This is a genomic window from Caenispirillum salinarum AK4 (genome assembly GCF_000315795.1).
In the GTDB taxonomy this organism is placed as follows: domain Bacteria; phylum Pseudomonadota; class Alphaproteobacteria; order Rhodospirillales; family Rhodospirillaceae; genus Caenispirillum; species Caenispirillum salinarum.
In genome coordinates this window covers 257,422-278,393 of record NZ_ANHY01000006.1, presented here as the reverse complement: position 1 = coordinate 278,393, position 20,972 = coordinate 257,422, and the positions used below count along the sequence as shown (strand labels likewise).

Here is a 20,972-nt window from a genome sequence, read left to right as displayed (position 1 = left end):
CCCGGCGGTGCGGCATGGCGAAAGGCGCGGACGGCAAGGGCAGGGCAGGGGCCAAGACCTCCGGTGGCAAGCCGTCCCGCCCGCCCGGCGCGCCCACGCCCGAGGAACGGGCCGAGGTGGTGGTGACCAAGCTGGAGCGGTTCATCCGCGAGGGCCGGTCCGCCACCGCCGGTGTCTCCTTCAAGTCCTGGCAGGGGATGGCGAAGGCGGAAATCACCGCCGCGCTCAAGGCCGCGGAGGGACAGGAGGCGCGCTCCTCCCGCCTGATCGACCGGTTCGTGCTGCTGGGTGGCGCCGCCCTGTCCACAATCGGGGTCTGGGGCACCGCGCTCGCCATCGGGCAGGCGCCCGACCGGGTGCTGGCGGCGGTGCTGAGCCTGCTGGCGGGGCTCGCGCTGCTCTGGATCGGCGGCGCGCTGGGGCTGAGGGCGCCGTTCGGGCGTTTCCGGGATGAGCGGCGCCGCGCCGCGCTCACGCGCGTCGATGACCTGCACCGCCAGGTCCGGCGCCTCGAAATCGACCTGAAATCAAGGGCAAAGAAGCTCCAGGCGGAGCGCGACGCCCAGGACGAGGCTTCATAAGTCAGATGCTCTATACCCCCTTCCAGACTGCCTGGAACATTTATCTGGAGGCGCATCCGCGCATGCCGGCCTTCCCGCCGCCGATGACGCCCGAACGGGTTTCGGGCCTGCTGGAGGTGGTCGACCGCGGCGGCGTGGACCTGGTGCTGTTCGATTCCTATGGCGTGCTGCACGTGGGTGGGGATGCCCTGCCCGAAGGGCTGGCCGCCTTCAAGGGGCTGCGCGAACGGGGGGTGCCGCTGTGCGTGGTCACCAACGACGTCACCCGCGGGCCCGACGGCGTGTGCCAGGGGCTGAACGCGAAGGGCTACGACATCGAGCCGGAAGAGGTTGTTTCCGGCCGCTCCCTGCTTCCCGCCATCATGGACGCCCGCCCGGCCGGAACCTGGGGCGTGCTCGCCACCCATGACGAAGACATCGCCGCCCGCTTCGCCGACTGCGTTCCCATGGGACGGGAGCGGGCACCGACGGCAAGCGATCTGGATGCCGTGGACGGCTTTCTGTTCGTCGACAACAACTACTGGACCGAGACCACGGCGGCGCTCCTGGATGCATCACTGACCATCAAGCCGCGCCCAATGGTCGTGTGCAATCCGGACGTCGCCTGTCCCTACGGCGAGCGCATTTCCGCCGAGCCCGGCTTCTACGCCCATACCCTGGCGGCGCGGGGCCTGACGGACGTGACCTTCCTCGGCAAGCCGTTCCGCGGGGTCTACGATCTCGTGGGCCAGCGCTTCCCCGCCGTGCGGCGAGAGCGCATGCTGATGGTGGGCGACAGCCCGCACACCGACGTCCTGGGCGGTCGCGGCGCCGGCATGAGGGTCATGCTGGTGGAGTACGGATTCCTGCGCGGCCAGGACACCCTGGCCCGCTGCCGCGAGGCCGGCCTGCTGCCCAACTTCATCGCTGCTACGCCTTGAGCGCCATTCCGGCAGCATTCTTCCGGCACCACACGGCGCTTGGGGTTGAAATGCCCCGAGTCGGCGTCTAACCGTAGACGTAGCCTTTCGCGTCCGATAAAAATCCGCATTAGAGCTGCGGCTTTCTGGAGAACGACCATGCCCGACTACCGCTCCCGCACCTCCACCCATGGCCGCAACATGGCGGGCGCCCGCGGCCTGTGGCGTGCCACCGGCGTCAAGGACGAGGATTTCGGCAAGCCCATCGTCGCGGTCGCCAACTCCTTCACCCAGTTCGTGCCGGGCCACGTCCACCTGAAGGACCTGGGCCAGATGGTCGCGCGCGAGATCGAGGCCAACGGGGGCATCGCCAAGGAGTTCAACACCATCGCGGTGGACGACGGCATCGCCATGGGGCATTCGGGCATGCTCTACAGCCTGCCGTCGCGCGAGTTGATCGCCGACGCCGTGGAATACATGGTCAACGCCCACTGCGCCGACGCGCTGGTGTGCATCTCCAACTGCGACAAGATCACGCCGGGCATGCTGATGGCCGCCATGCGGCTGAACATTCCCGCCGTGTTCGTCTCCGGCGGCCCCATGGAGGCCGGCAAGGTCCTGCGCGAGGGCAAGGAACTGGCCGTGGACCTGGTGGACGCCATGGTTGTCGCCGCCGACCAGAACGTCGACGATGAAACGGTGGCGGAGTACGAGCGCTCCGCCTGCCCGACCTGCGGATCGTGCTCGGGCATGTTCACCGCCAACTCCATGAACTGCCTGACGGAGGCCCTGGGCCTGTCGCTGCCGGGCAACGGATCGCTGCTGGCCACCCACGCCGACCGCAAGGAACTGTTCCTCGAGGCCGCGCGCACCGTCATGGCGATCACCAAGCGCTATTACCTGGAGGACGACGAGTCGGTCCTGCCGCGCAACGTCGGCGCGTTCGCATCCTTCGAGAACGCCATGCGCCTGGACATCGCCATGGGCGGTTCCACCAACACCGTGCTCCACCTGCTGGCAGCAGCGCAGGAGGCCGGCATCGACTTCACCATGGCCGACATCGACCGCCTGTCGCGCGAGGTGCCCGTGCTGTGCAAGGTCGCGCCCTCCGTGCCCGACGTGCACATGGAAGACGTCCACCGCGCCGGCGGCATCATGGGCATCCTGGGCCGGCTGGAGGCCGCGGGCCTGCTCGATGCCACGGTGCCCACCGTGCACTCCGCCACCATGGCCGACGCCATCGACAAGTGGGATGTCGCCCGCACCGCTGCGCCGGAGGTGGACACTTTCTACCGCGCCGCGCCGGGCGGCGTTCGCACGACGGAAGCGTTCAGCCAGAACCGCCGCTACATCGAGGTGGAGAAGGACCGCGAGAAGGGCATCATCCGCTCGGCAGAGCATGCCTTCAGCAAGGATGGCGGGCTGGCGGTGCTTTATGGCAATATCGCGCCCGAGGGTTGCATCGTGAAGACGGCCGGCGTGGACGAAAGCATTCTCAAGTTCTCCGGCCCCGCCGTCATCTGCGAGAGCCAGGACGAGGCGGTCGCCAAGATCCTGGGCGGCGTGGTGAAGGAAGGGGACGTGGTCGTCATCCGCTACGAAGGGCCGAAGGGCGGACCGGGCATGCAGGAAATGCTCTATCCCACCAGCTACCTGAAATCCATGGGCCTGGGGAAGGCCTGCGCGCTGGTCACCGACGGCCGCTTCTCGGGCGGCACCTCGGGCCTGTCCATCGGCCACGCCTCGCCGGAAGCGGCCTCGGGCGGCGCCATTGCGCTGATCGAGGAAGGGGACATGATCGACATCGACATCCCCAACCGCGGCATCGCCGTGCGGGTGTCCGACGAGGTCCTGGCCGAGCGCCGGACGGCCATGGAAGCCAAGGGCGCCAAGGCCTGGAAGCCGGCGAAGCGCGAGCGGCCCGTCAGCCAGGCCCTGCGGGCTTACGCCGCGCTGACCACCAGCGCACACAAGGGTGCGGTGCGCGACGTTTCGCAGGTCGAGAAGCAGTAGACCATTCAGTTACTAAGAGAGGGGAAGCGCGTGGGCAATCAGGGGGCGAGGAACATCGCGTGGAGCAAGGACCTTGAGATCGGCATTCCCGTCATAGACGCCGACCACAAGGTCCTGGTCTCCCTGCTGAATCAGGTTTTCGATACCGTCGGGGACAACGAGGAAAAGGCGACGCTCGGCAGCGTGCTCAACTCGCTGGTGGAGTACACCGAGTACCACTTCGCACGCGAGGAGAAGCTGCAGGAGGTCGCCGGGTATTCCGGGCTTGAGGCCCACAAGGCGCGCCATCGGGACCTGGAACGCCAGGTGATGGAAATTCGCAGCCGCTTCGAGGAGGACCCGGATAGTGTCCACGGCGGGGAAGTTCTGGATTTCCTACGGGACTGGTTGGTGGATCACATCGAAAAACGGGACTTCGACTACCGCGACGCCTGTCTCGCCAGCCCCGATGCCATCGCGGCAGCGGCCCGTATCCGCTTCGGTGAGTCCGATGCCGACCGGGAGGCGCAGGAGCGCGAGGAGGCCCGGGCGCCGGCGGTGGACTGGGCCGCTCTCAAGGTGCTTGTGGTGGAAGACAACCGCAACTTCCAGGTCATCATCCAGACGATCCTGAAAAGCCTGGGCGTGCGCGACATTCACGTCGCCGGCAACGGGCAGGAGGGACTGGACGACTTGGCGGAGCGGGCGCCCGACCTGGTGCTGTGCGACTGGCGCATGGAAACCATGGACGGGCTGGAGTTCGCCCGTCAGGCGCGGGAGCGCGGCTCGCAGGCGCGCATCATCATGATGTCGGGCTACTCCGATGGCGAGGTGCGCGAGAAGGCACTGGCGGCGGGCGTCGATGCCTTCCTGGAAAAGCCGATCACCGCCCGCGGGTTCCTCGATGCTGCCACCAAGGTTCTGTCCCACGTCTGACGGGCCGGCAACCCGACGGCGGACTGGCGAGTTTCCTTCCAGAGGATAGGGAGGAAACTCTTATGCTGTCCGCCAGTCCCGCCGCCGGCCTCATCCGGCGCACACAGGACATGACCCGGTTGCTGGGGGCGGCGCTCGACCAGGCGGAGTGGCTCGGCGACGAAACATCCCACGCGCAAGTGGGCCGGGCACTGGCGGCCCTGCACGACGCTATGACAGCCGAGATGTTTCCAGCTGTCCTGGAACTGGATCGGGACACCGGCCTCGTGGAGTTGCCGGAGGCCGTGGTTTCGGGGATGCGGCGCCGGAGCATCCTGAAACGCGATGACGACTGGCGCGCGCTTGGGCTGGTGTGCGATCGCGCCCGCCGCAACAGGGCCTCCGCTGCCGACATGGAAGACGCCGCCGACCGGATGGTGCTCATCGAGGCGCGGACACGCGCCTGGATTGCCCGGCGCCTGCGCCCAGGGTCGGCTGACCGATAGTCTACTAGTAGACGGCAGCCTGACGTGAAAGCGTGAAACCGGGGAGGTTTTTCGAGCGCACGGCACGAAAGATTTTCCAGAATTTACAGGGGCTTGCCGCAAATTCCTGAGCTACAATAGTAGCCGTCTGTCAGGCTTGGCTGACCGGATCGATGACCTGCGTTTCCGCGGCCAAATCGACCATGCGCACCAGCACCTCCACCTCCTGGGCACCGGCCAGGCTGTACGCCTGGTTGAACAGGAAGCAGGGAACGCCATTGATTCCCATGCGATGGCTGCGCGCGTTGGCATTGTAGACACCGTTCACGCCGGCCTCAGACCGCAGGTAGTGCAGGGCCGCGCGGTACTCCAGACCGCATTCGGCCGCGATGCCGGCAAGGACGGCCGGTTCGCCGATGTCCATGCCGTCGCTGAAGTAGGAGACAAACAGGGCATCCACCAGATCGGTCCGCAGATGGGACGGCGCCCACTGCACTAGGCGATGACTGTTCAGTGCGTTGGGCGTGCGGCGGATTCTGTCGAAGGCGAAAAGGATGCCTTCGTGGTGACCGGCGGTGGTCAGCGCCTCGTACATGCGGTCGACGCGCTGGCGGCCGCCGAATTTTCGCTCCAGGTACAACGACCGGTCCGTGCCCTCCGGCGGCAGTTCCGGGTTCAGCAGGAACGGCTGCCACGAGAAGGTCGCGCGCACCTCCGGACGGGCCCGCAGGGCACGTTCCATCCTGCGCTTCCCGATGAAGCACCAGGGGCAGACGGTGTCGAACACGATGGTGATGTGCATGCGTTCTCGCGGGGCGTGCCGTTCGCTTCCGGGCCTGCCACCGGACGCCCGGAAGGGCGGCGGCCCGTCAATCCTCCATCTGTGCTTCGGCCCGGTCCAGCAGGCTGTCGGCAGTGTCTTCGGGCCGCGCCTCTGCACCGCCCACGCGGGGCCAGACCTTGACCACCTCGTAAACGTCCTGAACGGCGAAGTCCGTGTAGCCGATCACACCGGCAATTCTGTGCATAACAACCTGCGCCTCGTCCAGCGGCGTGTCGGGCAGGACCACGGCGAAGCGCGCGTCGCCCATGTGCGCGGCCAGGTCTTCGGCGCGAATGAGGCTGGTGATCCACTGGCCGAGCTGCCGCCGCAGGTGATGGCCCGCCTCATTGCCGAATTCCGACGCAATCCGGTTGACGCCGCCGAAGGCGAACCGAATGACCGACAGCGCCTTGCCGCTGTGGCGCGCCTGGATCAGGTGGTCGGCCAGTCCGGCGCACAGCATGTCACGCGTGTACAGGTCGGGCAGGTCCTCCGACAGCAGGGCGGGGACGCGCGTGCGATCCAGCGCCCGGCGGATGGCCCATCGACTCTGCTGGCGGCGCACCAGCGTGGAGACTGCCCAACGCAGTTCCTCGGCGTCCGGCACGCGCGACAGCACCTGGCTCGCTCCCATGGCATGGGCGCGCGGCCCGACGTCCGGCGCCTCGTCGATCATCAGCACGACGGGTAGGTTGAACAGGCGCGGATTGCGGCGGATCTGGATGCACAGATCAAGCGCGGCGTCCGCCGACCCCGTCGCCGCCATCACGAAACAATCGAAGATGCGGCGGTTCATCAAGCTTTCGGCTTCAAACAAGCTGTCGGTCGCCGTGATCTCGACGCTGTTTCCTACGGCCGACCGCAGTCGCTGTACGTCGTCCTCTGAACCGGCCACCAGCACCTGCGGCCGCTCGTCCGCCACCGAAACCCGGTCCGAGGCCTCGATCCCGAACCGATTGGCGGCCGCAATCCGCAGGGACAGGGCCGCGCGCATGGTGGACATGCGCACCAGCGGCCGCAGGCGCGCGGCGAGAACGGCGCCGTCTATGGGCGGCGCCACCGCGTCATCCACGCCGGCGTCCAGCAGGTCCGTCAGCCGCGCGGGATCCCACGCGTGCAGAAGAAGGCAGACCGGCACGTCCCGCGTCTCCGGCCGGTCCTTGAGCGCCGCAACCACCTCCAGCGCCGGACGTCCGGGCGGGTCCTCGGCGATGACGATGACGTCCGGGCGCGCCGCGGCGGCATGTGCCACGGCCGCGTCCGGCTGCGTCAGGTGCTCGCCGGCGTGGCCCTCGGCGTTCAGGGCCTGCCACAGCGCGCATGACGCCGGGTCATCGGGTGCAATGAAAAGACAGTTGGCAACGTGAATCATCCCGTGTCCCCCCGGCACGTGAGCCCTGAAAGAGGCGCGGCAGCACGCCGCGACGGTCCCAGAATAGCCCTCCGGCGATCCTGTGGATAGGGGCGGAAAGCGGGAACGACGCTCGCGCGCATAGCCGCTTTCGTCTCAGTACCAAAACGTGTATCCTTTCAACGGATCTTTGGGGAAAGACCAGTCGCCGGCCATTCGTTACTGTGCCGTATCAGCAGCTCACCGAGCACGCGGCCGCCGGCAACGCGGGGGACATGGCATGAGCGCTACGCCGTTGGTTCAACGTCCGTTGGCCCGTCTGGCCACGGAAATCAACGATGCCCACCGTGAGGTGCGACGGCACGCGCGCGGTATGCTCGTGGACGCCCGACGCGCCGGTGACGCCCTTCTGGCCGCCAAGGCGGACGCCGACCGCGACATCCCCTTCAAGGACTGGGTGCGTCAGAACTGCGACTTCAGCTATTCCACCGCCGCCGTCTACATGCGCGTCGCGCGGGAATGGCAGGACGGGTCTAGCATGCTAGACCATCACGGATCTCTTCGGGACTTCATCAATAACAAGCCGAAACGATCCGTCGAGACCATGACGCGCGAAGATGCGGAATACGTTCTGAAGATCAACGCCTTGGCCGAGCGCGGGCATGCCGGCGAGGCTGAGGCGGCGCGGATCAAGCTGGACAAGGTCGCGCGCACTTTCGGCCTGAGTACGGCATCCGCTGTTCGGCGCGCCGGTGAGGTTCTGGCGCCGCCACACCCGGCGTCGGAGCTGGACGAGGCCATCACGCGCTTCATTCGCCCGTTCAACGCAGTGACCAAGCCGCAGCTTCTGGATTTGCTGGTGATGTGCTGTGCGCGCCATCCCGACCTGGTCGGACTGCTGGAGCGACAGCGCCGCAGCCTGATCGGCAGCGGAGCGCCGGACGACGCGACGCGCGAGGCGGCGCCGGAACGGAAAACCGGCAACCGCTAGCCTGGGTACCTCAGGCCGGGCAGGATTTTCGGATCAGGTCCTGCAGGCGCTCGGGCGGGAAGGGCTTCCGCAACAGCGGATACCGCCGCAAGGATGGCGGCAGGTGAGGGCGCTCGTAACCGGTGACGAAAATGATGGGAACCGAACGGCGCTCTAGCTCGGCAGCAACAGGATAGGCGGCGCGACCTTCAAGGTCTATGTCGAGAACGGCGCAGTCGACGGCTTCGGTCGCAACCAGCCGTTTCGCATCGAGAAGGTTGGACGCCGGACCGATCACGACCGCGCCGATGTCGGTCAGCGTCGACTCAAGTTCCTGTGCGGTCAACCAGATGTCCTCGGCCACCAGCACGCGCGGACCCTTCGCCCGGGCTGTACCTTCGGCGGTCACGGCCAATGCCATCGCTTGCAATCCTCTCCAACCCCTTGAGCCGGGACACCGGCACGGATGGAAAACCACGCAGAGGTCCCATTGGTTCCGTGCTGCCGCGTCGCGACCAATTGGCTGATAGGATGCCGGGGCGCTGTAAGCGGCGCAACCCGTAGCAGGCGAAAAAATACCACCAGGACCGCACGGGTCCTGGTGGCAAGGGACAGGGAGGACCTCCTCGGGTCGAACAGGAGGAGGAGGGCGGCGGCCTTTACAGGTCGCCGTCGGACATCTGCAGCACGGTGCGCAGGTTGGCGCGACCGCGCGACAGACGCGACTTCATGGTGCCCACCGGCAGGCTATTCAGCTCGGCAGCGGCCTGATGCGACAGCTCATCGATGCCCAGCATCTGGACGGCGGAGCGTTCCTGCTCCGACAACTCTTCCATCGCCTGCACCGTTTCCTTCAGGTACACACTGTGCATCTGGCTGGGGCGGGCGATGGTGCTTTCGTCGTGGACGGCCTGGCTCATGTAGCGCTGAGAGACCGCTTCGCGGCGCTTCTGGCTGATGAAGACGTTGCGCATCATGGTGAACAGCCAGCTCCGCAGGTTGGTGCCGGGCTTGTAGAGGTGCCATTTCAGAAGCGCGCGCTCCACGCAGTCCTGGACGAGGTCATTGGCGTCGGCCTCGCTGCGGGCGAGGGAGCGGGCATAGCGCTTGAGGTCGGGAATCTGGGCCTCGATCTGCTTGCCGGGATCGACATTCGCCATATCGGTATTGGTCATGCCGGTGCGCTCCTTGTTTTTGTGCGGTGGGAGCCGGGTTGGCGGCTCGCCTTTGCGTCATGGGTTCACCCTGCCCAAAGAGCGCGTAAAGACGCCATGTGAGTAAGAGGCCGAGGACATAAAAGTCTCGTGTCCATGGCCCGCGCCGCGCCCCGACCGCGCGCTCTGGCGACGGGAAATCTCGCAACGTACTGATTTTAAAAGAAAAACGGCGTCTCCTGATGTCGCCTGGCGGCTGCGGACAGGCGAAGAGGGGCCGCTCAGGGCCGTAAAAACGGCATAAAACTGCAGACGTGGAAGTCTTTCACGGAAGAAGGAACCGCAAAAAATCCCTTTGCTTCGGGAAATCCGGATACGTTGGGGCAAAAGGGGGGGGAAGGTGGCGGATGGGGTGGGATTCGAACCCACGGTGGGGCGGAACCCCACGCCGGTTTTCAAGACCGGTGCCTTAAACCGCTCGGCCACCCATCCCGCTTGATTTCCCTACATATTCGGGCGGGGTGGGTGGCGTCAATGGCCCTGTGATACTCGGTTGATACTCAAATGCGAATGGGGGCCGAGTGAGGGCGTCAATCCTCTAAACGGCCTTCTTTGTTTGCCCAACCTGGGTGGTCCGGGTGCCGGGGGGTCTTTAGTGCTGCGGCTTGGCGTTAGGTTGCTTCTAGTCAGAGGGGGGAGGCCACAAATCTCCCGCCTACCAACAATATTTCATCCCAGTACAGATAGGCGCCAAAAAATATTGCCCCTGTAATAGTGATATCCAGCGCCAGTAACATCACGATATAACTGTGACGGGGATATTTTTTAACGATGTGAGCAATTAGAATACCGGCCGCGACCGCTATTGCGATTGTGAAACCTAATTCCAGCATCTTGTGCCCCCTTTAATCGAAACGCCATTAGGGCAAGCTCTCGCACGCCCGCCCGTCGCCATCGCGGTCCAGCCGGTGCGGGTCGCCCGGCCCGGCTGATCGGAAGAAGGCTTGCGCCTCAGCATGCGTCCGGAAGTCGCCGCAGTCCTTGTCGCCACCCTGAGCGCCACCGCGGCTACGGGACCGGGCTTCTGGAGCGCTGCCGCCTTGCGCTTCGGCTAGACGCTTCCCGCGCCGCCAGTCCCACGGGGCCACGAAGTCGGTTGCCCATATGCCGCGCCCCTCCGCCTTAGCGGCCTGTTCGTCCCCAACGTAGTCGCGGCTGTACTTCCGGTAAGCCATCGCAAGCCCGTAGCGGACCATCCACGCATTGATGTTCGCGCCCTCGACGAAGCACTCACCGATGAGGCGCCCATAACGGTCTGTCTCGTTGCCCTCACATCGGACGGTGCGCCCTTCCAGGGCCTTATCCAGTTGGTTCGCGGAGTGCTGGCCGCACCGATAGGCCCGGCCGCCGGATCGGCACGTCTGGCCGCTTTCCGGTGCATCGATGCCATGGAGGCGGATGCGGGTGCCCCTGATTTCGAGTGTATCGCCGTCAATGACCGAGGCGCGGCCGGTCACTTCGGCATATGCCGGGGCAGAGAGTACCGCCGCGCCGACGAAGGCGATTGCGAAAGCGATTGAGCGCATGTGCCTGTTTCCCTTGGCAGTGGTTGCGCCAGGGTAACAGACCGCGGCTTAGGAGGTAGATATACCTTTTCCGCTAATCATGGCTGAACCGCCACCCGGCCCGCACAAGCTCATCAACAAGCCGATGCGCCAGGGCGCGCGCACGTTCGTCCGCGTCAATGCGCCGGTCAATGCCAAGGGCCTTGCGGTCGCCAGGGCTCATTGCGAGCTTGAGCGCAATCGCCAGGTCGCGTCTCAGGTCCGGGGTCGGGCGGTCAAACGTCATGCCCGCGAAGATGCACCGGACTTGAGAACAGGTCAAGAACACTACGCGGACAGGCGTGGAGTCGGCGCGCAACTATTGCCTCCCCCACATTTCCCGTGTAGCGGTGGAAATGGGACCATCAGAAGGAGGGGGCGCAGTGCTCACAATCCTAAAATTCCTCTTCGACGTGCTTTGCGTCGCGCTGGTCATCGCGGGGTTCATCGCCGCATGGCCCTAACGCCGCCCGAGTTCTGAAATTCCAGCGCAAATTTTCTCGGGCGCCCTGGAGGGCTCTCGCGCGCAACACGTCCGCCCCCTACCGGGGGGTCGGATCGGCCCCAGCGCCGCATCGGCGGATCGGACGAAACGGCTTGTCGGAACCTGCGGGCACTCTGTTGAGCGGCCCGACGCCCCGCCGGGCGGGTTCAACAGTGGCCCGGAAGCCTTTGATATTCCACGCCTCCACCGTCTGAAACTTTCGACAAATTATCTCCTTGACCGACACGCCGCGCGCTTCGCATCGTTTGGCGTATACATGGATCGAAGGAGGTAATTCATGCGCCAGTCAATCGCCTATGCCGAGGCCCGCCGGAAGCTCTCGGAGCTTGATCGCGCCTTTGAAAACGCGCTTGCCCAACGCGCCGCTAACTCCGGGGCCATCCACGGCAGCGTTTGCCAGTGGGCCGCTATCACGGACGCCGCGGAGCCGGACGGCGCGCGGGAGGCATTAGAGAAGCTGGGGCGCCTTTACCGCGGGACGGTCGGAGATTGGCTGCCCACTCCATCGCGGGAGGCACTGCGAGACGCCTTGAAGGCGCTTCAGGCTGGAGCGCCGTATGCGGTGCGGGCGGTGCGCCTTGCGGCCGAAGCGGCGGAACGTGAGGCGGACGCCTTCGCCGGATCGGAGTGCGCCACCGCGGAAGCCCATCACTCCGCCGTAGAAGGGGCTTGCTGCGTCATCCGCGCCACCCTGCGCGGTTTGAGCCGCCCACGGGTTCTATAGGCTTTTCCCGATTAAGTGTTAGTAGCAGATAGGGTGAGCGGCCTGCCCCGCCCCTCGATCTCCCTCAGAGGATGGGCCGCTACCTTCTGCCGGACCCGCTTTGGCCTGCCCAATGAGTCCGGCCAACTTTTTCAGATATCGCGGACTGTCTCGCGCCCCCCCCCGTGTCGCATTCGGGCAGGGGCGCGCGGTGGGTTAAGCGACGGAGGCGCCCGCCTCCAGTTCGTCCGCATAGGGTGCCAGGTCTTCGTCAAGGAAGGTCCGAAGCGACTCCGCGGCCCACTGCCGCGCCTTTGCATCGTCCTTGAAGTGGCGAAGCGCACCGACGTACAGACCGGCCGTGACCCACTCGTGCCAAGCGGTGCGAGGGGAGCCCTCCGCCGGAACCTTGAGGCCGGTCATGCGCTCGCATTTGCGCTCCAACTCGCGGCGGGTCAGGTCGGTGATTAGCCGCGGTTCGCTCATGCCACGCCCTCCGCCTTGTCGTCGCGGCCACCGCGGAGCACCCGGAGGACTTCGCGCGGATCGACCGTCGGCCGATCGTCCTCTTTGGCCCGCTCGCGCGCATCTTCCATATCCTTCGCGGTGCCCAACAGCCCGGCGTGTTCGCACAAGGCTCGTGCGGCGGACACGCGCGCATTGGCCGGGGCCTTGTCGTCCTGGGCCAGTTGCATGAGCGCGTTGATCCCCACCGCGCCGGAGCGGAAGCGCGCCCGCATCAGGTGGCGCAGGATCGCATCATGGACGTGCGGCTTCTCAAGTAGCTGGCGCCCGATCTCATGGGCCGACGCCTCAGAGTATCCGGCGGCTTTGGCCGCTGCGGTGGCGTTACCGCCGTTGCTGGCATATTCAACAGCGAACCGTTGTTGTTTATCCGTCATAGGAGCGGGCATGTCCTGCACCCCAACAAATCATCACCTTCCCGGGATTGTAGCACAAAGCCGGAACGATTGCGCCCCAAGAGGGTGCGCCATCGTAAATCCGCCTTATGAGAGAAGAGGGGCAAATCGGGGCTCGGGGAGACTGTACGGAAAACCCCTCCACCGGGCGCCGCTCGAAAGCCGCGGAAACCCTTGACCGGGATCGGCTGCTAGAGGGTGTACGGAAAACAGTTGTTAACCGTACACCCATGCCGTACCATCAGGGCCATAGGGAATTTCCGTTGGAGGGTGCCGACCATGAGCAAGCGCGTTGCGATCTACGCCCGAGTAAGCACGTCCGGCCAGACGGTTGAAAACCAGGTGCGTGAGCTTCGCCAGTGGGCGGAGCGGGCAGGGCATACCGTCGCCCTGGAGCTTCGGGACGAAGGCATTTCCGGCGCCAAGGGGCAGGACGCCCGGCCGGGGCTTAAGGCGCTCTCGGAGGCCGTGGCGCGGCGTGAAGTCGATATGGTGGCCGCTTGGTCCGTGGACCGCCTCGGGCGCTCCCTGCAAGACCTTGTGGGGCTGCTGAATGAGCTTCAGGCGTTCGGCTGCGATCTGTTCCTGCATCAACAGGCGCTCGATACGACCACACCGGCCGGGCGCGCCATGTTTCAGATGTGCGGAGTCTTCGCGGAGTTTGAGCGCGGGATCATCCGGGAGCGTGTCGCCTCGGGCCTGGAGCGCGCCAAGGCACAAGGCAAGCGGCTTGGACGGCCGGGCGTTGGCGATGTGCGCGAGGCGAAGGTACGCGACCTGCTGAAAGCCGGGTGCGGTATTCGTAAAGCGGCCCGTGAGGCCGGGGTAGGGGTCTCCGTGGCGCAACGGGTGGCGAAGGACCTGAAAGCCGCTCAGGCGGCCTAGAAAGCGCCCTCCGACGCGAAACGGGCCAAGGTGGGGTCGCCCCTGCCTTGGCCCGTCGCCGTTTGCTCCTTCCCGCGCAACGCCTATCCGGCGCTACGGACGGCCCGCTGTTCGAGGAAACATGACGATGCACGCGCCGCGGTGGTTATGTTCCTTCCGGTGACGCGCCACCGCCGAGACTGCGGTTTCTCCGGGGCGGACTTCAACAAAGGGCTTCCAGGTGGGTTTGCGGATCATGGTGGGTTTCTCCCTCTCGCTTCCAAACTTGGACCCGCTCCGGTGGCCGGTCACTGCGGGCCAAGCTATCTAGAGACCCGGAGCCATAAAGCTCCGGTCTCTATAGGTGGCTGGCAACGGAAAATGCAGCAAAATCAATGACTTGGAGCACCCCTCCGCCAGCCGTGGCGGCAACGGAAAATCCAGGAAAATCAAGGGGTTAGCGTCCTCGTGACCATCCGTTGCCGACCGTTGCCGCGTTGCCGCCATTGCCACGGCCACGCTTGGCAACGGCGGAAATGGCCCAAATCAAACAAATAGTCGGAAACATCCTATTGCCGATTTGGACCATTCTCGAAAGCTAGCTTAACATGGCTTCCAATACGGAGGGCCCGTTTCCTTCGCATTTGGCCGGAACGATCCCGCCGTCTTCACCCGTTACAAGGCGCCCGTCCGATAGCATGTAGTCAATGGCCGCCCGGACCTTGGCGCGGGACAGCCCCGCAATTTCACCGGGGCGGAGTTCGTAAAGCCCTGCTTGGCCGGTGCGCGTCACCTTGACCCCTTCGGCTGCCAAGCGGGCCGCTGCGCGGCTCACCGCCTCCAAAGCGGCGTCCTCCGGCGCGGAGCCGGTACGCTTGGCCGCTTGGTCGATCGGCCGGTGCTTGAACGTCTCATCGCACCGGACAAGCCGCCGCTGCCCCTGGAACATTTTGCGGGCGGGCAGATTGTGGAGGGGCGTACCGCTCGGGGCGGGAATGCCAAGCACAGTTTCGGCGCCGCTGCGGACCATGCCGAGGGTCACGCGCGGCCGGTCCAGGAACACGGCGGAGCCTCGGGCCGCCTCCGCGACCTGGGCAAGCGACGTGATAGGCGCGCCCTTCTTCGGGTGGTGGACCAGCACGACGGCGCAACCCTTGCGTTGCGCGAAGCTCTCCAGCGTCGAAAACAGCCGGTCCACGCTATCAGAACTGTCTTCGTCGCCCTGGAGGTACTTCCGCGCCGGGTCCACGACAAGCAGGCTCACCGGGGCGTTCTCATAGTCGGCTAGAATGTCCTCAATCGGCCGCCCGTCCACCGGGATCGTTTGCAGTTGGTCCGCCCGCTGTTCCGGGTCCATTGCCTCCAACCGCTCATACAGAATGTCGTGGCCGTCCTCACCGGACAGAAGAAGCGAAAGCCCTTTGCACGCTTCCTCCGGGACCGTGAAACCGCACCACTCGCCCCCGCCGGACCCCGCCACCGCGGCAAGCTCCGTTGCCACCGTGCTTTTGCCCGTCTTCCTGGACCCGACAAGCAAGGTGACGTAGCGCCGCGGAATGAGCCCTTCGACAAGGAAATTCACCGGCTGATCGTTCTTCTTCCGGCCTTCACAGAGCGCGGCGAACACCTCGGGATCGCCGCCCGACAGGCGCATGAACCGCTCCCACTTGGCGAAATCGCCAGTCGTCACCGTAGCGTCTGCGAACGCCTGCGCCTGTCGGCCCTCCTCTAACGCGTCAAATGACCAATTCGCCAGGGCAGGCCAACCAGCGTCCACCCAAGTGAACTGGCGCATGTGTTCTGTGGTAATAACGATCTCACCGAGAACGCGCTCGCCAGGTAGAGAAAACTTCAAATCCGGATCCCAAAGACCCTCGATTCTATTTGGAGTTCGGAGTTCTAAGTCGCCAAACTTCAGCCGGAATCGCGAGAAGAACGACGCAATAGTCTCATCAATGTTGGGTTCTCCGGGTTGTACAACGAAGGCAAAGCCCAAGCATATGCCCTCGCCGCCCATGGCGTACTTTACGAGAAGAAGGCTCACAACGGGGGGTGGAAAAACACGATCAAAAAACAGCTCAATGTTGCTCAACGCGCGCGGATCAACCCCCTTTATAAATTCCGGATAATCCTCGAGAGGTTCCCCTCTGTAGTAGACGGCCTTCAAGACCCCGCGGACTTCCATACCTGGGGGGATCATTACCGGCCCCCGATCTTCCGGTTTTTCAGGAATTTCGGTATACTGTTCCGTCATAAGTGCTTTCCATTACTTCGACCGTAGCGCCTCACGGCGCCCGCATCATTGGAGGGCCGGTGCAAGTCCAGTGGCCGGACGCCTCCAGTTGATGCGGCGGTCGGGTTGATGAACTGGACGCCAAAGGCGCCCGCGGTTGTGCCGGTGGGTGTTCATCGCCTCGTCTCCTTCCTCTTGTGCCGCGTTCGGCGGGCCTACTCAGTGGGCGCCGCGCCGTCCGTCGTCCCGTTGACCAGGGCTTCAATCTTCGCCTTCGGCAGAAGCACCCGGCCGCCGATCCGGACGCACGGGAGGTTTCCGCGCTTCACCGCGGCGTAAATCCCCTTCTCAGGCATTCCGAGGGCCACGGCCGCTTCCTTGACCGTCCAACAAAGCGGCGCGGGCGCGCTTGCGTGCTGTGGCATGACGTCAAAACTCCACGAATGTCACCGATATATCCGTTTTATCGGACAGCCAATGCTACCCGAAATCCGTTGCATGTCAATGACTGCCGGGGTATATCGATACTGAAGAGACTGGAGAGGGGAGTGCAAAGTGGCCGAAATCATCTATTTGGAAGGCAGCGGAAAGCGGGCCGAACTGCCGGAAAATTTGTTTCTCCGGTTCATGTGCCTGGAGCCCACGCGCAAGAGCTTCCAAGGCTTTGCCAATCTTTACGGCACCTTGGACTGCGGCGTAGAAGAGCCCGTCAGCGCTTGGCAATCCGAACGGGAGGCTTTCCGAAAGGCGGTCTTCCTCTGGCAGTTCATAGAGGGCACCACGGGGATTCCAGCCCGCGAAGATGAAGACATCCTCGGCATGTTCCCTGACTTGTTCGACGCGCTTGAGGATGAGGTTGTCGATGCGGGGGTTTTGGCGCTGGAGCTTTTTCCGAAGGCGGGATGGACTGTCGAGGCCCTCGGCGCCCACTCAATGCTTCACGGGATCGTAAGCGATCGCCTGCGGGATCGCATGGAGGCGAACCTTGTCTCCGATTTCGACCGCCTCTCATTGCGGGCGGAGCCCTTCAGCGTGTGTACCGCCGGAAAGATGTGGCTCCAACTCACGAACGCCGTAAACGAAAAGTGGAAGCTGAGGAAATGCCACTGGTGCCGGACGCCGTTCCGCCTGAAGGACCCGCGCGCCATGTACTGCTCCCCATCCTGTAAAACGTCCGCCATTAGAGCCCGGAGGGCAAAGAAATGAGCAGAGGACGCCCGCAAGGATACATGAAGGAGCGCACGCCCGGCCGGTGGTGGCTCAAGGTGGCCGCCGGTATCGACCCGCGCACCGGGCGCACGCGCTTCAAGACGAAGACAGTTGGCGCTGCCACTCGGAAGGAAGCGCAGCGGGAGCTTTCACGGTTCCTTGTCGAAGTGGACGAAGGCCGGGCGCCTGAGGCCGGAAGCCGTCTCACGGTCGGCGCCTATCTGGACCGCTGGCTTAGGGCTCACGCGCTCCACGTCTCAACCCGCACCTTGCAAGGGTATGAGTACATTGTGGAGGAGCGTATCAAACCGCACCTTGGGCGCCTGTCGCTCGTAAAGCTCACGCCGTCGGACATTGAAGCCGCCTACGCCGCCCTCTTGGAGTACGGCGCGAAGCACGGCGGGCCGCTGTCTCCGCAATCGGTGAAGCACGTCCACCGCTGCTTGTTCACCGCGCTCGATGCGGCCGTAAAGAAGGAAAGGCTTATCACCTACAACCCCGCATCGGCTATCCGGCCGCCGCGGGTGCCTCGCAAGGAAGCTCGCATCCTGCAAGGCCCTGAAGATGCCGCCCGACTGCTAGGCGCACTCCGCGGGCACAAATACTATGAGCCGGTCCTTGTGGCGCTGTCCACCGGCCTTCGGCGCGGCGAAGTTCTGGCGCTGCGGTGGCGAGACATTGACCTTGACGCTGGACGGCTCACGGTAAATCTCGCATGGGAAGCCGTGAAGGTGGACCCGAAGCCGGGAAGCAAGCTGGAGGAAAAAGGGCAGAAGGCCACCGAATACCGGCTGAAGGAGCCCAAGACCGCGAAGGGCCGCCGCACCGTCTACATTCCGGCCGTCGTGGTGGACGCGCTGAAAGCCTACAAGGCTCGTCAGAAAGAAGAGATGATGCAGACCGGCGCGCGGCAACCGGACGGCCTAGCTTTCTGCTGCCACTTCACCGGAGCGCCTATGAGCCTGAATGCCATGTCAGGCTCCTTCCGCCAGATCGCCAAAGACGCCGGGCTAAACGTGACCCTTCACGGCCTGCGGCACAGCCATATCTCTTCGCTGCTTATGGCGGGTGTTCCGCTGAAGCACGTCTCAGAGCGCGCCGGGCACGCCTCCGTCAGCGTCACGGCCGACATTTACGGGCACCTTCTGGAGACCATGGATCGGGCCACGGCTGAGGTTGCCGATGGCCCGCTGCGGGAAGCTTTGGACCGCGCCGGTGATACTCGGTTTGATACTCAAAGGAAGCGGCGGAAATCTGCCGTCGGGAAGACTGCTATCCGAAATATAGCGGACTTCAGGGTGAACAAGGATAAATTCGGGTAGCAAAAAGAGGCGAGGGAACCGGAATAACGGTTTTCAAGACCGGTGCCTTAAACCGCTCGGCCACCCATCCGTCCGCATCGCGCCGGAAAAAATGGCGCGGGCGCGGACTTTATCGTCTCTCACATCCGCCTTGCAAGCCTGCTCCACCTGCGCAATCCTCCGCGCCATGAGCTTCATCCTCTCCAAACTGGGCTGGATCGTCCTGCAGCCCGCCAACATCCTGCTCGCCGTCATCATCCTTGTCGCGCTGTTCGGGCGGATGGGACGGCGCACGCGGTGGGTGGTGCGCGGGCTGGCGGTTGCCGTGGCCGTGGTCGCGTTCACGCCCGTGCCGAGTTGGCTGCTGCGCCCCCTGGACGAGCGCTTTCCGCCGCCGTTGGAGGCGCAGGTTGCCGCCGCGCCGGGAATCATCGTGCTCGGCGGGTCCGTGAGCCTGGGCATGTCGCTCAACCGGCCGGGCATTGCGCTGAACAGCACGGCGGAGCGCTACACCGAGGCCCTCCGCCTCGCGCACGCTCACCCTGAAAAAACGATAGCATTTTCAGGTGGTAGCGGAAGCTTGTCGAACCAGGCTCTGAAGGAGGGACCGTTCGCCCGCATCCTGTTTTCCGAGTCCGGCATCGCGCCCGGACGCCTCGTGATCGAGTCCGATGCCCGCACCACTTCGGAAAGCCCCGACCTGCTGGCCGCCATGCTGCCCGAGGCCGCGCGGCACGAGGGCTGGCTGCTTGTGACGTCGGCTTGGCACATGCCCCGCAGCGTCGGCGTCTTCGAGGCGGCGGGGTGGCGGGTAGTACCCTACCCGGTGGACTATCGCACCCATCCCGCCGGCGGCTGGAACTCGGGGCTGATGAGCGGGCTGAGCGACCTCACCATGGCCGTGCATGAATGGGTGGGGCTTCTCGCCTACCGTGCCATGGGTCGAACGGACGAGATTTTTCCGGGTCCCTGAGGACCTTGCCGCCGGGCGTAAGGGTATGGCACAACCGCCGATGCGACTGCTTTTCGGGAAACCATCGCCATGCCGCGCCGCCGCCTGTCCGCCCCTGCCAAAGCCAATGCCCTGACCACCGCCGTGTGCGTCGCGGCCCTCACTGCCGCCACGGCGGCCTGCGCCGCCACGCCCACGCCCGAGGCGAAGCCGGGGCCGCAGACAGCCGCGCCGGCGCCGGCGGCGTCGCAGGCGCCGACCGTGGCTGAGCCCGAGCAGGTCGGGCCGGCCGAGCAAAAGGCCTTTGCGGCGTGGCTAGATGACCTGAGGTCCGAAGCCCGCGAGCGCGGCATCGGCGAGGACACGCTGGCGGCGCTAAGCGGGGTCGAGCCCCTGCCTCGTGTCCTGGAACTGGACCGCAGCCAGCCCGAATTCACCCAAACCTTCTTCGGCTACGTCGGCCGCCTCGTCAACGACCGCCGTATCGAGCAGGGCCGCGAGCGCCTGCGCCGCCATGCGGACCTGCTGCGGGAGGTTGAGGCGCGCTACGGCGTTCCGGCGCGGTTCATCGTGGCCTTCTGGGGGCTGGAGACCAACTACGGCGCCACGTTCGGCGGCTTCCCGGTGCTTGAGGCGCTGGCGACGCTGGCATGGGACACGCGCCGTAGCGACTTCTTCCGCCGCGAGCTGCTGACGGCGCTGGAAATCATCGACGCCGGGCACATTCCGGCCGACCGCATGATTGGCTCGTGGGCCGGAGCCATGGGGCACATGCAGTTCATGCCCACCACCTTCGCCGCCCACGCCACGGACGCGACCGGTGACGGCCGCATCGATATCTGGGGCAGCCTGCCGGACGCCTTCGCCTCTGCCGCCAACTATTTGACCAACGCCGGCTGGAACCCCAACGAGACCTGGGGCCGCGAGGTCCGCCTGCCGGACGGTTTCGACTACGCGCTGGCGGACGGCGAGGTCCGCAAGCCGCTGGCCGAATGGGCGGCTATGGGACTGACGCGAGCCGACGGTCGGCCTCTGCCCGTGGTCGACGGCATGAACGCGGCCTTGATCCTGCCGGGCGGGGCGCGCGGGCCGGCGTTCCTGATCTACGAGAACTTCGACACCATTCTGGACTGGAACCGCTCCACCCTCTACGCCATCGCCGTGGGGCACCTGGCCGACCGGCTGGTCGGCCTGCCGCCCATCGCCAAGGCGGCGCCGCCCGACGACCGCCCCCTCAGCCGCGCCGAGGTCATGCGCATGCAGACCCTGCTGAACGACGCCGGCTTCCCCGCAGGCGAGGCCGACGGCGTGGTGGGCTCGCGCACCCGTGCGGCGCTGCGGGCCTTCCAGACGGCCGCCGGCCTGCCGCCCGACGGATACCCCTCGGCCGAGGCGCTGGCCGCGCTGGAGACAGCGGCCAGCCGCCGCGCGGCGGAAGTGCCGGCCAACTAGCGCCGCCGCGTGCCGCATCGGTTGCGGCAGACGGCCGGACGGGGTACTCTCGCCACATC

23 protein-coding genes and 1 tRNA gene are annotated in these 20,972 nt (G+C 65.4%); 12 read left to right on the top strand and 12 right to left on the bottom strand.

The window, feature by feature from the left end; genetic code table 11:
- The first annotated feature begins 14 nt into the window (after positions 1-14).
- The 5 genes from C882_RS07715 (at position 15) to C882_RS07695 (ending at position 4,893) form a co-directional block, all read left to right on the top strand.
- Complete coding sequence (locus tag C882_RS07715) at positions 15-581, top strand: hypothetical protein (protein WP_009540013.1); 567 nt, start codon at positions 15-17, stop codon at positions 579-581.
- Positions 582-586: 5 nt separating this feature from the next.
- Positions 587-1,501, top strand: a complete 915-nt coding sequence (locus C882_RS07710) for an HAD-IIA family hydrolase (protein ID WP_009540012.1) — start codon at positions 587-589, stop codon at positions 1,499-1,501.
- A gap of 138 nt (positions 1,502-1,639) precedes the next feature.
- Entirely contained in the window at positions 1,640-3,493 is a 1,854-nt protein-coding gene (gene ilvD, locus C882_RS07705) for a dihydroxy-acid dehydratase (protein WP_009540011.1), read from the top strand.
- Positions 3,494-3,523: 30 nt separating this feature from the next.
- Positions 3,524-4,408, top strand: coding sequence for a bacteriohemerythrin (locus tag C882_RS23050; protein ID WP_009540010.1), 885 nt, complete (start codon positions 3,524-3,526; stop codon positions 4,406-4,408).
- Positions 4,409-4,470: 62 nt separating this feature from the next.
- The gene (locus C882_RS07695; RefSeq protein ID WP_009540009.1) at positions 4,471-4,893 is read left to right on the top strand and encodes a hypothetical protein; all 423 of its coding nucleotides are present in this window, start codon (positions 4,471-4,473) and stop codon (positions 4,891-4,893) included.
- A gap of 130 nt (positions 4,894-5,023) precedes the next feature.
- Here C882_RS07695 and C882_RS07690 read toward each other — a convergent pair whose 3' ends face one another.
- Together C882_RS07690 and C882_RS07685 are read right to left on the bottom strand one after the other, a co-directional pair.
- On the bottom strand, positions 5,024-5,674 hold the full coding sequence (locus C882_RS07690) for a DsbA family oxidoreductase (protein ID WP_009540008.1): 651 nt from the start codon (positions 5,672-5,674) through the stop codon (positions 5,024-5,026).
- Positions 5,675-5,741: 67 nt separating this feature from the next.
- Positions 5,742-7,067, bottom strand: a complete 1,326-nt coding sequence (locus C882_RS07685; protein WP_009540007.1) for a diguanylate cyclase domain-containing protein — start codon at positions 7,065-7,067, stop codon at positions 5,742-5,744.
- A 259-nt stretch (positions 7,068-7,326) separates the two neighbouring features.
- Here C882_RS07685 and C882_RS07680 point away from each other — a divergent pair, with 259 nt between their 5' ends.
- Positions 7,327-8,037 carry a hypothetical protein gene (locus C882_RS07680; protein ID WP_152415239.1) on the top strand — a complete coding sequence of 237 codons (711 nt, stop codon included), beginning with the start codon at positions 7,327-7,329 and terminating at the stop codon, positions 8,035-8,037.
- 10 nt (positions 8,038-8,047) lie between these two features.
- Here C882_RS07680 and C882_RS07675 read toward each other — a convergent pair whose 3' ends face one another.
- From C882_RS07675 to C882_RS07655, 6 genes are all read right to left on the bottom strand, one after another.
- Entirely contained in the window at positions 8,048-8,437 is a 390-nt protein-coding gene (locus tag C882_RS07675) for a response regulator (RefSeq protein WP_009540005.1), read from the bottom strand.
- A 238-nt stretch (positions 8,438-8,675) separates the two neighbouring features.
- Entirely contained in the window at positions 8,676-9,191 is a 516-nt protein-coding gene (locus C882_RS07670; RefSeq protein WP_009540004.1) for a sigma-70 family RNA polymerase sigma factor, read from the bottom strand.
- Positions 9,192-9,571: 380 nt separating this feature from the next.
- A tRNA-Ser gene (locus C882_RS07665) sits at positions 9,572-9,662 on the bottom strand.
- 194 nt (positions 9,663-9,856) lie between these two features.
- The gene (locus C882_RS25420) at positions 9,857-10,063 is read right to left on the bottom strand and encodes a hypothetical protein (protein ID WP_236262542.1); all 207 of its coding nucleotides are present in this window, start codon (positions 10,061-10,063) and stop codon (positions 9,857-9,859) included.
- 27 nt (positions 10,064-10,090) lie between these two features.
- The gene (locus tag C882_RS07660) at positions 10,091-10,756 is read right to left on the bottom strand and encodes a thermonuclease family protein (RefSeq protein ID WP_043644132.1); all 666 of its coding nucleotides are present in this window, start codon (positions 10,754-10,756) and stop codon (positions 10,091-10,093) included.
- Positions 10,757-10,829: 73 nt separating this feature from the next.
- Positions 10,830-11,093: a hypothetical protein gene (locus C882_RS07655; RefSeq protein ID WP_043644129.1), complete on the bottom strand. Its 264-nt coding sequence runs from the start codon at positions 11,091-11,093 to the stop codon at positions 10,830-10,832.
- A gap of 463 nt (positions 11,094-11,556) precedes the next feature.
- Between C882_RS07655 and C882_RS07650 the strand changes: the two genes are divergently transcribed.
- Positions 11,557-12,003, top strand: coding sequence for a hypothetical protein (locus tag C882_RS07650; protein WP_043644127.1), 447 nt, complete (start codon positions 11,557-11,559; stop codon positions 12,001-12,003).
- A 195-nt stretch (positions 12,004-12,198) separates the two neighbouring features.
- On the opposite strand, the gene C882_RS07645 is transcribed toward C882_RS07650, so the two are convergent.
- Positions 12,199-12,468 (bottom strand): hypothetical protein, encoded by a 270-nt coding sequence (locus tag C882_RS07645; protein ID WP_009540003.1) that lies wholly within the window; start codon positions 12,466-12,468, stop codon positions 12,199-12,201.
- Positions 12,465-12,884: a terminase small subunit gene (locus C882_RS23045; protein WP_052000034.1), complete on the bottom strand. Its 420-nt coding sequence runs from the start codon at positions 12,882-12,884 to the stop codon at positions 12,465-12,467. The genes C882_RS07645 and C882_RS23045 overlap by 4 nt, the downstream gene beginning before the upstream one ends.
- 297 nt (positions 12,885-13,181) lie before the next feature.
- Here C882_RS23045 and C882_RS07635 point away from each other — a divergent pair, with 297 nt between their 5' ends.
- The gene (locus C882_RS07635) at positions 13,182-13,787 is read left to right on the top strand and encodes a recombinase family protein (protein ID WP_009540001.1); all 606 of its coding nucleotides are present in this window, start codon (positions 13,182-13,184) and stop codon (positions 13,785-13,787) included.
- A 577-nt stretch (positions 13,788-14,364) separates the two neighbouring features.
- On the opposite strand, the gene C882_RS07630 is transcribed toward C882_RS07635, so the two are convergent.
- Positions 14,365-16,020 carry an AAA family ATPase gene (locus C882_RS07630; protein WP_009540000.1) on the bottom strand — a complete coding sequence of 552 codons (1,656 nt, stop codon included), beginning with the start codon at positions 16,018-16,020 and terminating at the stop codon, positions 14,365-14,367.
- 194 nt (positions 16,021-16,214) lie between these two features.
- Positions 16,215-16,424 carry a helix-turn-helix domain-containing protein gene (locus C882_RS25795; RefSeq protein WP_043644123.1) on the bottom strand — a complete coding sequence of 70 codons (210 nt, stop codon included), beginning with the start codon at positions 16,422-16,424 and terminating at the stop codon, positions 16,215-16,217.
- A gap of 130 nt (positions 16,425-16,554) precedes the next feature.
- Between C882_RS25795 and C882_RS07620 the strand changes: the two genes are divergently transcribed.
- The 4 genes from C882_RS07620 to C882_RS07605 all read left to right on the top strand — a co-directional run bounded on the left by C882_RS07620 (position 16,555) and on the right by C882_RS07605 (position 20,913).
- Positions 16,555-17,205 carry a hypothetical protein gene (locus C882_RS07620; protein ID WP_043644120.1) on the top strand — a complete coding sequence of 217 codons (651 nt, stop codon included), beginning with the start codon at positions 16,555-16,557 and terminating at the stop codon, positions 17,203-17,205.
- Positions 17,206-17,228: 23 nt separating this feature from the next.
- Complete coding sequence (locus tag C882_RS07615; protein ID WP_043644118.1) at positions 17,229-18,530, top strand: site-specific integrase; 1,302 nt, start codon at positions 17,229-17,231, stop codon at positions 18,528-18,530.
- Positions 18,531-18,696: 166 nt separating this feature from the next.
- A complete protein-coding gene (locus C882_RS07610) occupies positions 18,697-19,482 on the top strand; it encodes a YdcF family protein (RefSeq protein WP_009539998.1) in 786 nt (261 codons plus the stop codon).
- 69 nt (positions 19,483-19,551) lie between these two features.
- Positions 19,552-20,913, top strand: coding sequence for a lytic murein transglycosylase (locus C882_RS07605; RefSeq protein WP_009539997.1), 1,362 nt, complete (start codon positions 19,552-19,554; stop codon positions 20,911-20,913).
- Positions 20,914-20,972 lie beyond the last annotated feature (59 nt).

What these genes read in the sequence shown, in the direction of transcription:
- C882_RS07715 (WP_009540013.1), top strand. Translation starts at nt 15, where the DNA reads ATGGCGAAAGGCGCGGACGGCAAGGGCAGGGCAGGGGCCAAGACCTCC.
- C882_RS07710 (WP_009540012.1), top strand. Translation starts at nt 587, where the DNA reads ATGCTCTATACCCCCTTCCAGACTGCCTGGAACATTTATCTGGAGGCG.
- ilvD (WP_009540011.1), top strand. Translation starts at nt 1,640, where the DNA reads ATGCCCGACTACCGCTCCCGCACCTCCACCCATGGCCGCAACATGGCG.
- C882_RS07695 (WP_009540009.1), top strand. Translation starts at nt 4,471, where the DNA reads ATGCTGTCCGCCAGTCCCGCCGCCGGCCTCATCCGGCGCACACAGGAC.
- C882_RS07690 (WP_009540008.1), bottom strand. Translation starts at nt 5,674, where the DNA reads ATGCACATCACCATCGTGTTCGACACCGTCTGCCCCTGGTGCTTCATC.
- C882_RS07685 (WP_009540007.1), bottom strand. Translation starts at nt 7,067, where the DNA reads ATGATTCACGTTGCCAACTGTCTTTTCATTGCACCCGATGACCCGGCG.
- C882_RS07680 (WP_152415239.1), top strand. Translation starts at nt 7,327, where the DNA reads ATGAGCGCTACGCCGTTGGTTCAACGTCCGTTGGCCCGTCTGGCCACG.
- C882_RS07675 (WP_009540005.1), bottom strand. Translation starts at nt 8,437, where the DNA reads ATGGCATTGGCCGTGACCGCCGAAGGTACAGCCCGGGCGAAGGGTCCG.
- C882_RS07670 (WP_009540004.1), bottom strand. Translation starts at nt 9,191, where the DNA reads ATGACCAATACCGATATGGCGAATGTCGATCCCGGCAAGCAGATCGAG.
- C882_RS25420 (WP_236262542.1), bottom strand. Translation starts at nt 10,063, where the DNA reads ATGCTGGAATTAGGTTTCACAATCGCAATAGCGGTCGCGGCCGGTATT.
- C882_RS07660 (WP_043644132.1), bottom strand. Translation starts at nt 10,756, where the DNA reads ATGCGCTCAATCGCTTTCGCAATCGCCTTCGTCGGCGCGGCGGTACTC.
- C882_RS07650 (WP_043644127.1), top strand. Translation starts at nt 11,557, where the DNA reads ATGCGCCAGTCAATCGCCTATGCCGAGGCCCGCCGGAAGCTCTCGGAG.
- C882_RS07645 (WP_009540003.1), bottom strand. Translation starts at nt 12,468, where the DNA reads ATGAGCGAACCGCGGCTAATCACCGACCTGACCCGCCGCGAGTTGGAG.
- C882_RS23045 (WP_052000034.1), bottom strand. Translation starts at nt 12,884, where the DNA reads ATGACGGATAAACAACAACGGTTCGCTGTTGAATATGCCAGCAACGGC.
- C882_RS07635 (WP_009540001.1), top strand. Translation starts at nt 13,182, where the DNA reads ATGAGCAAGCGCGTTGCGATCTACGCCCGAGTAAGCACGTCCGGCCAG.
- C882_RS07630 (WP_009540000.1), bottom strand. Translation starts at nt 16,020, where the DNA reads ATGACGGAACAGTATACCGAAATTCCTGAAAAACCGGAAGATCGGGGG.
- C882_RS25795 (WP_043644123.1), bottom strand. Translation starts at nt 16,424, where the DNA reads ATGCCACAGCACGCAAGCGCGCCCGCGCCGCTTTGTTGGACGGTCAAG.
- C882_RS07615 (WP_043644118.1), top strand. Translation starts at nt 17,229, where the DNA reads ATGAAGGAGCGCACGCCCGGCCGGTGGTGGCTCAAGGTGGCCGCCGGT.
- C882_RS07610 (WP_009539998.1), top strand. Translation starts at nt 18,697, where the DNA reads ATGAGCTTCATCCTCTCCAAACTGGGCTGGATCGTCCTGCAGCCCGCC.
- C882_RS07605 (WP_009539997.1), top strand. Translation starts at nt 19,552, where the DNA reads ATGCCGCGCCGCCGCCTGTCCGCCCCTGCCAAAGCCAATGCCCTGACC.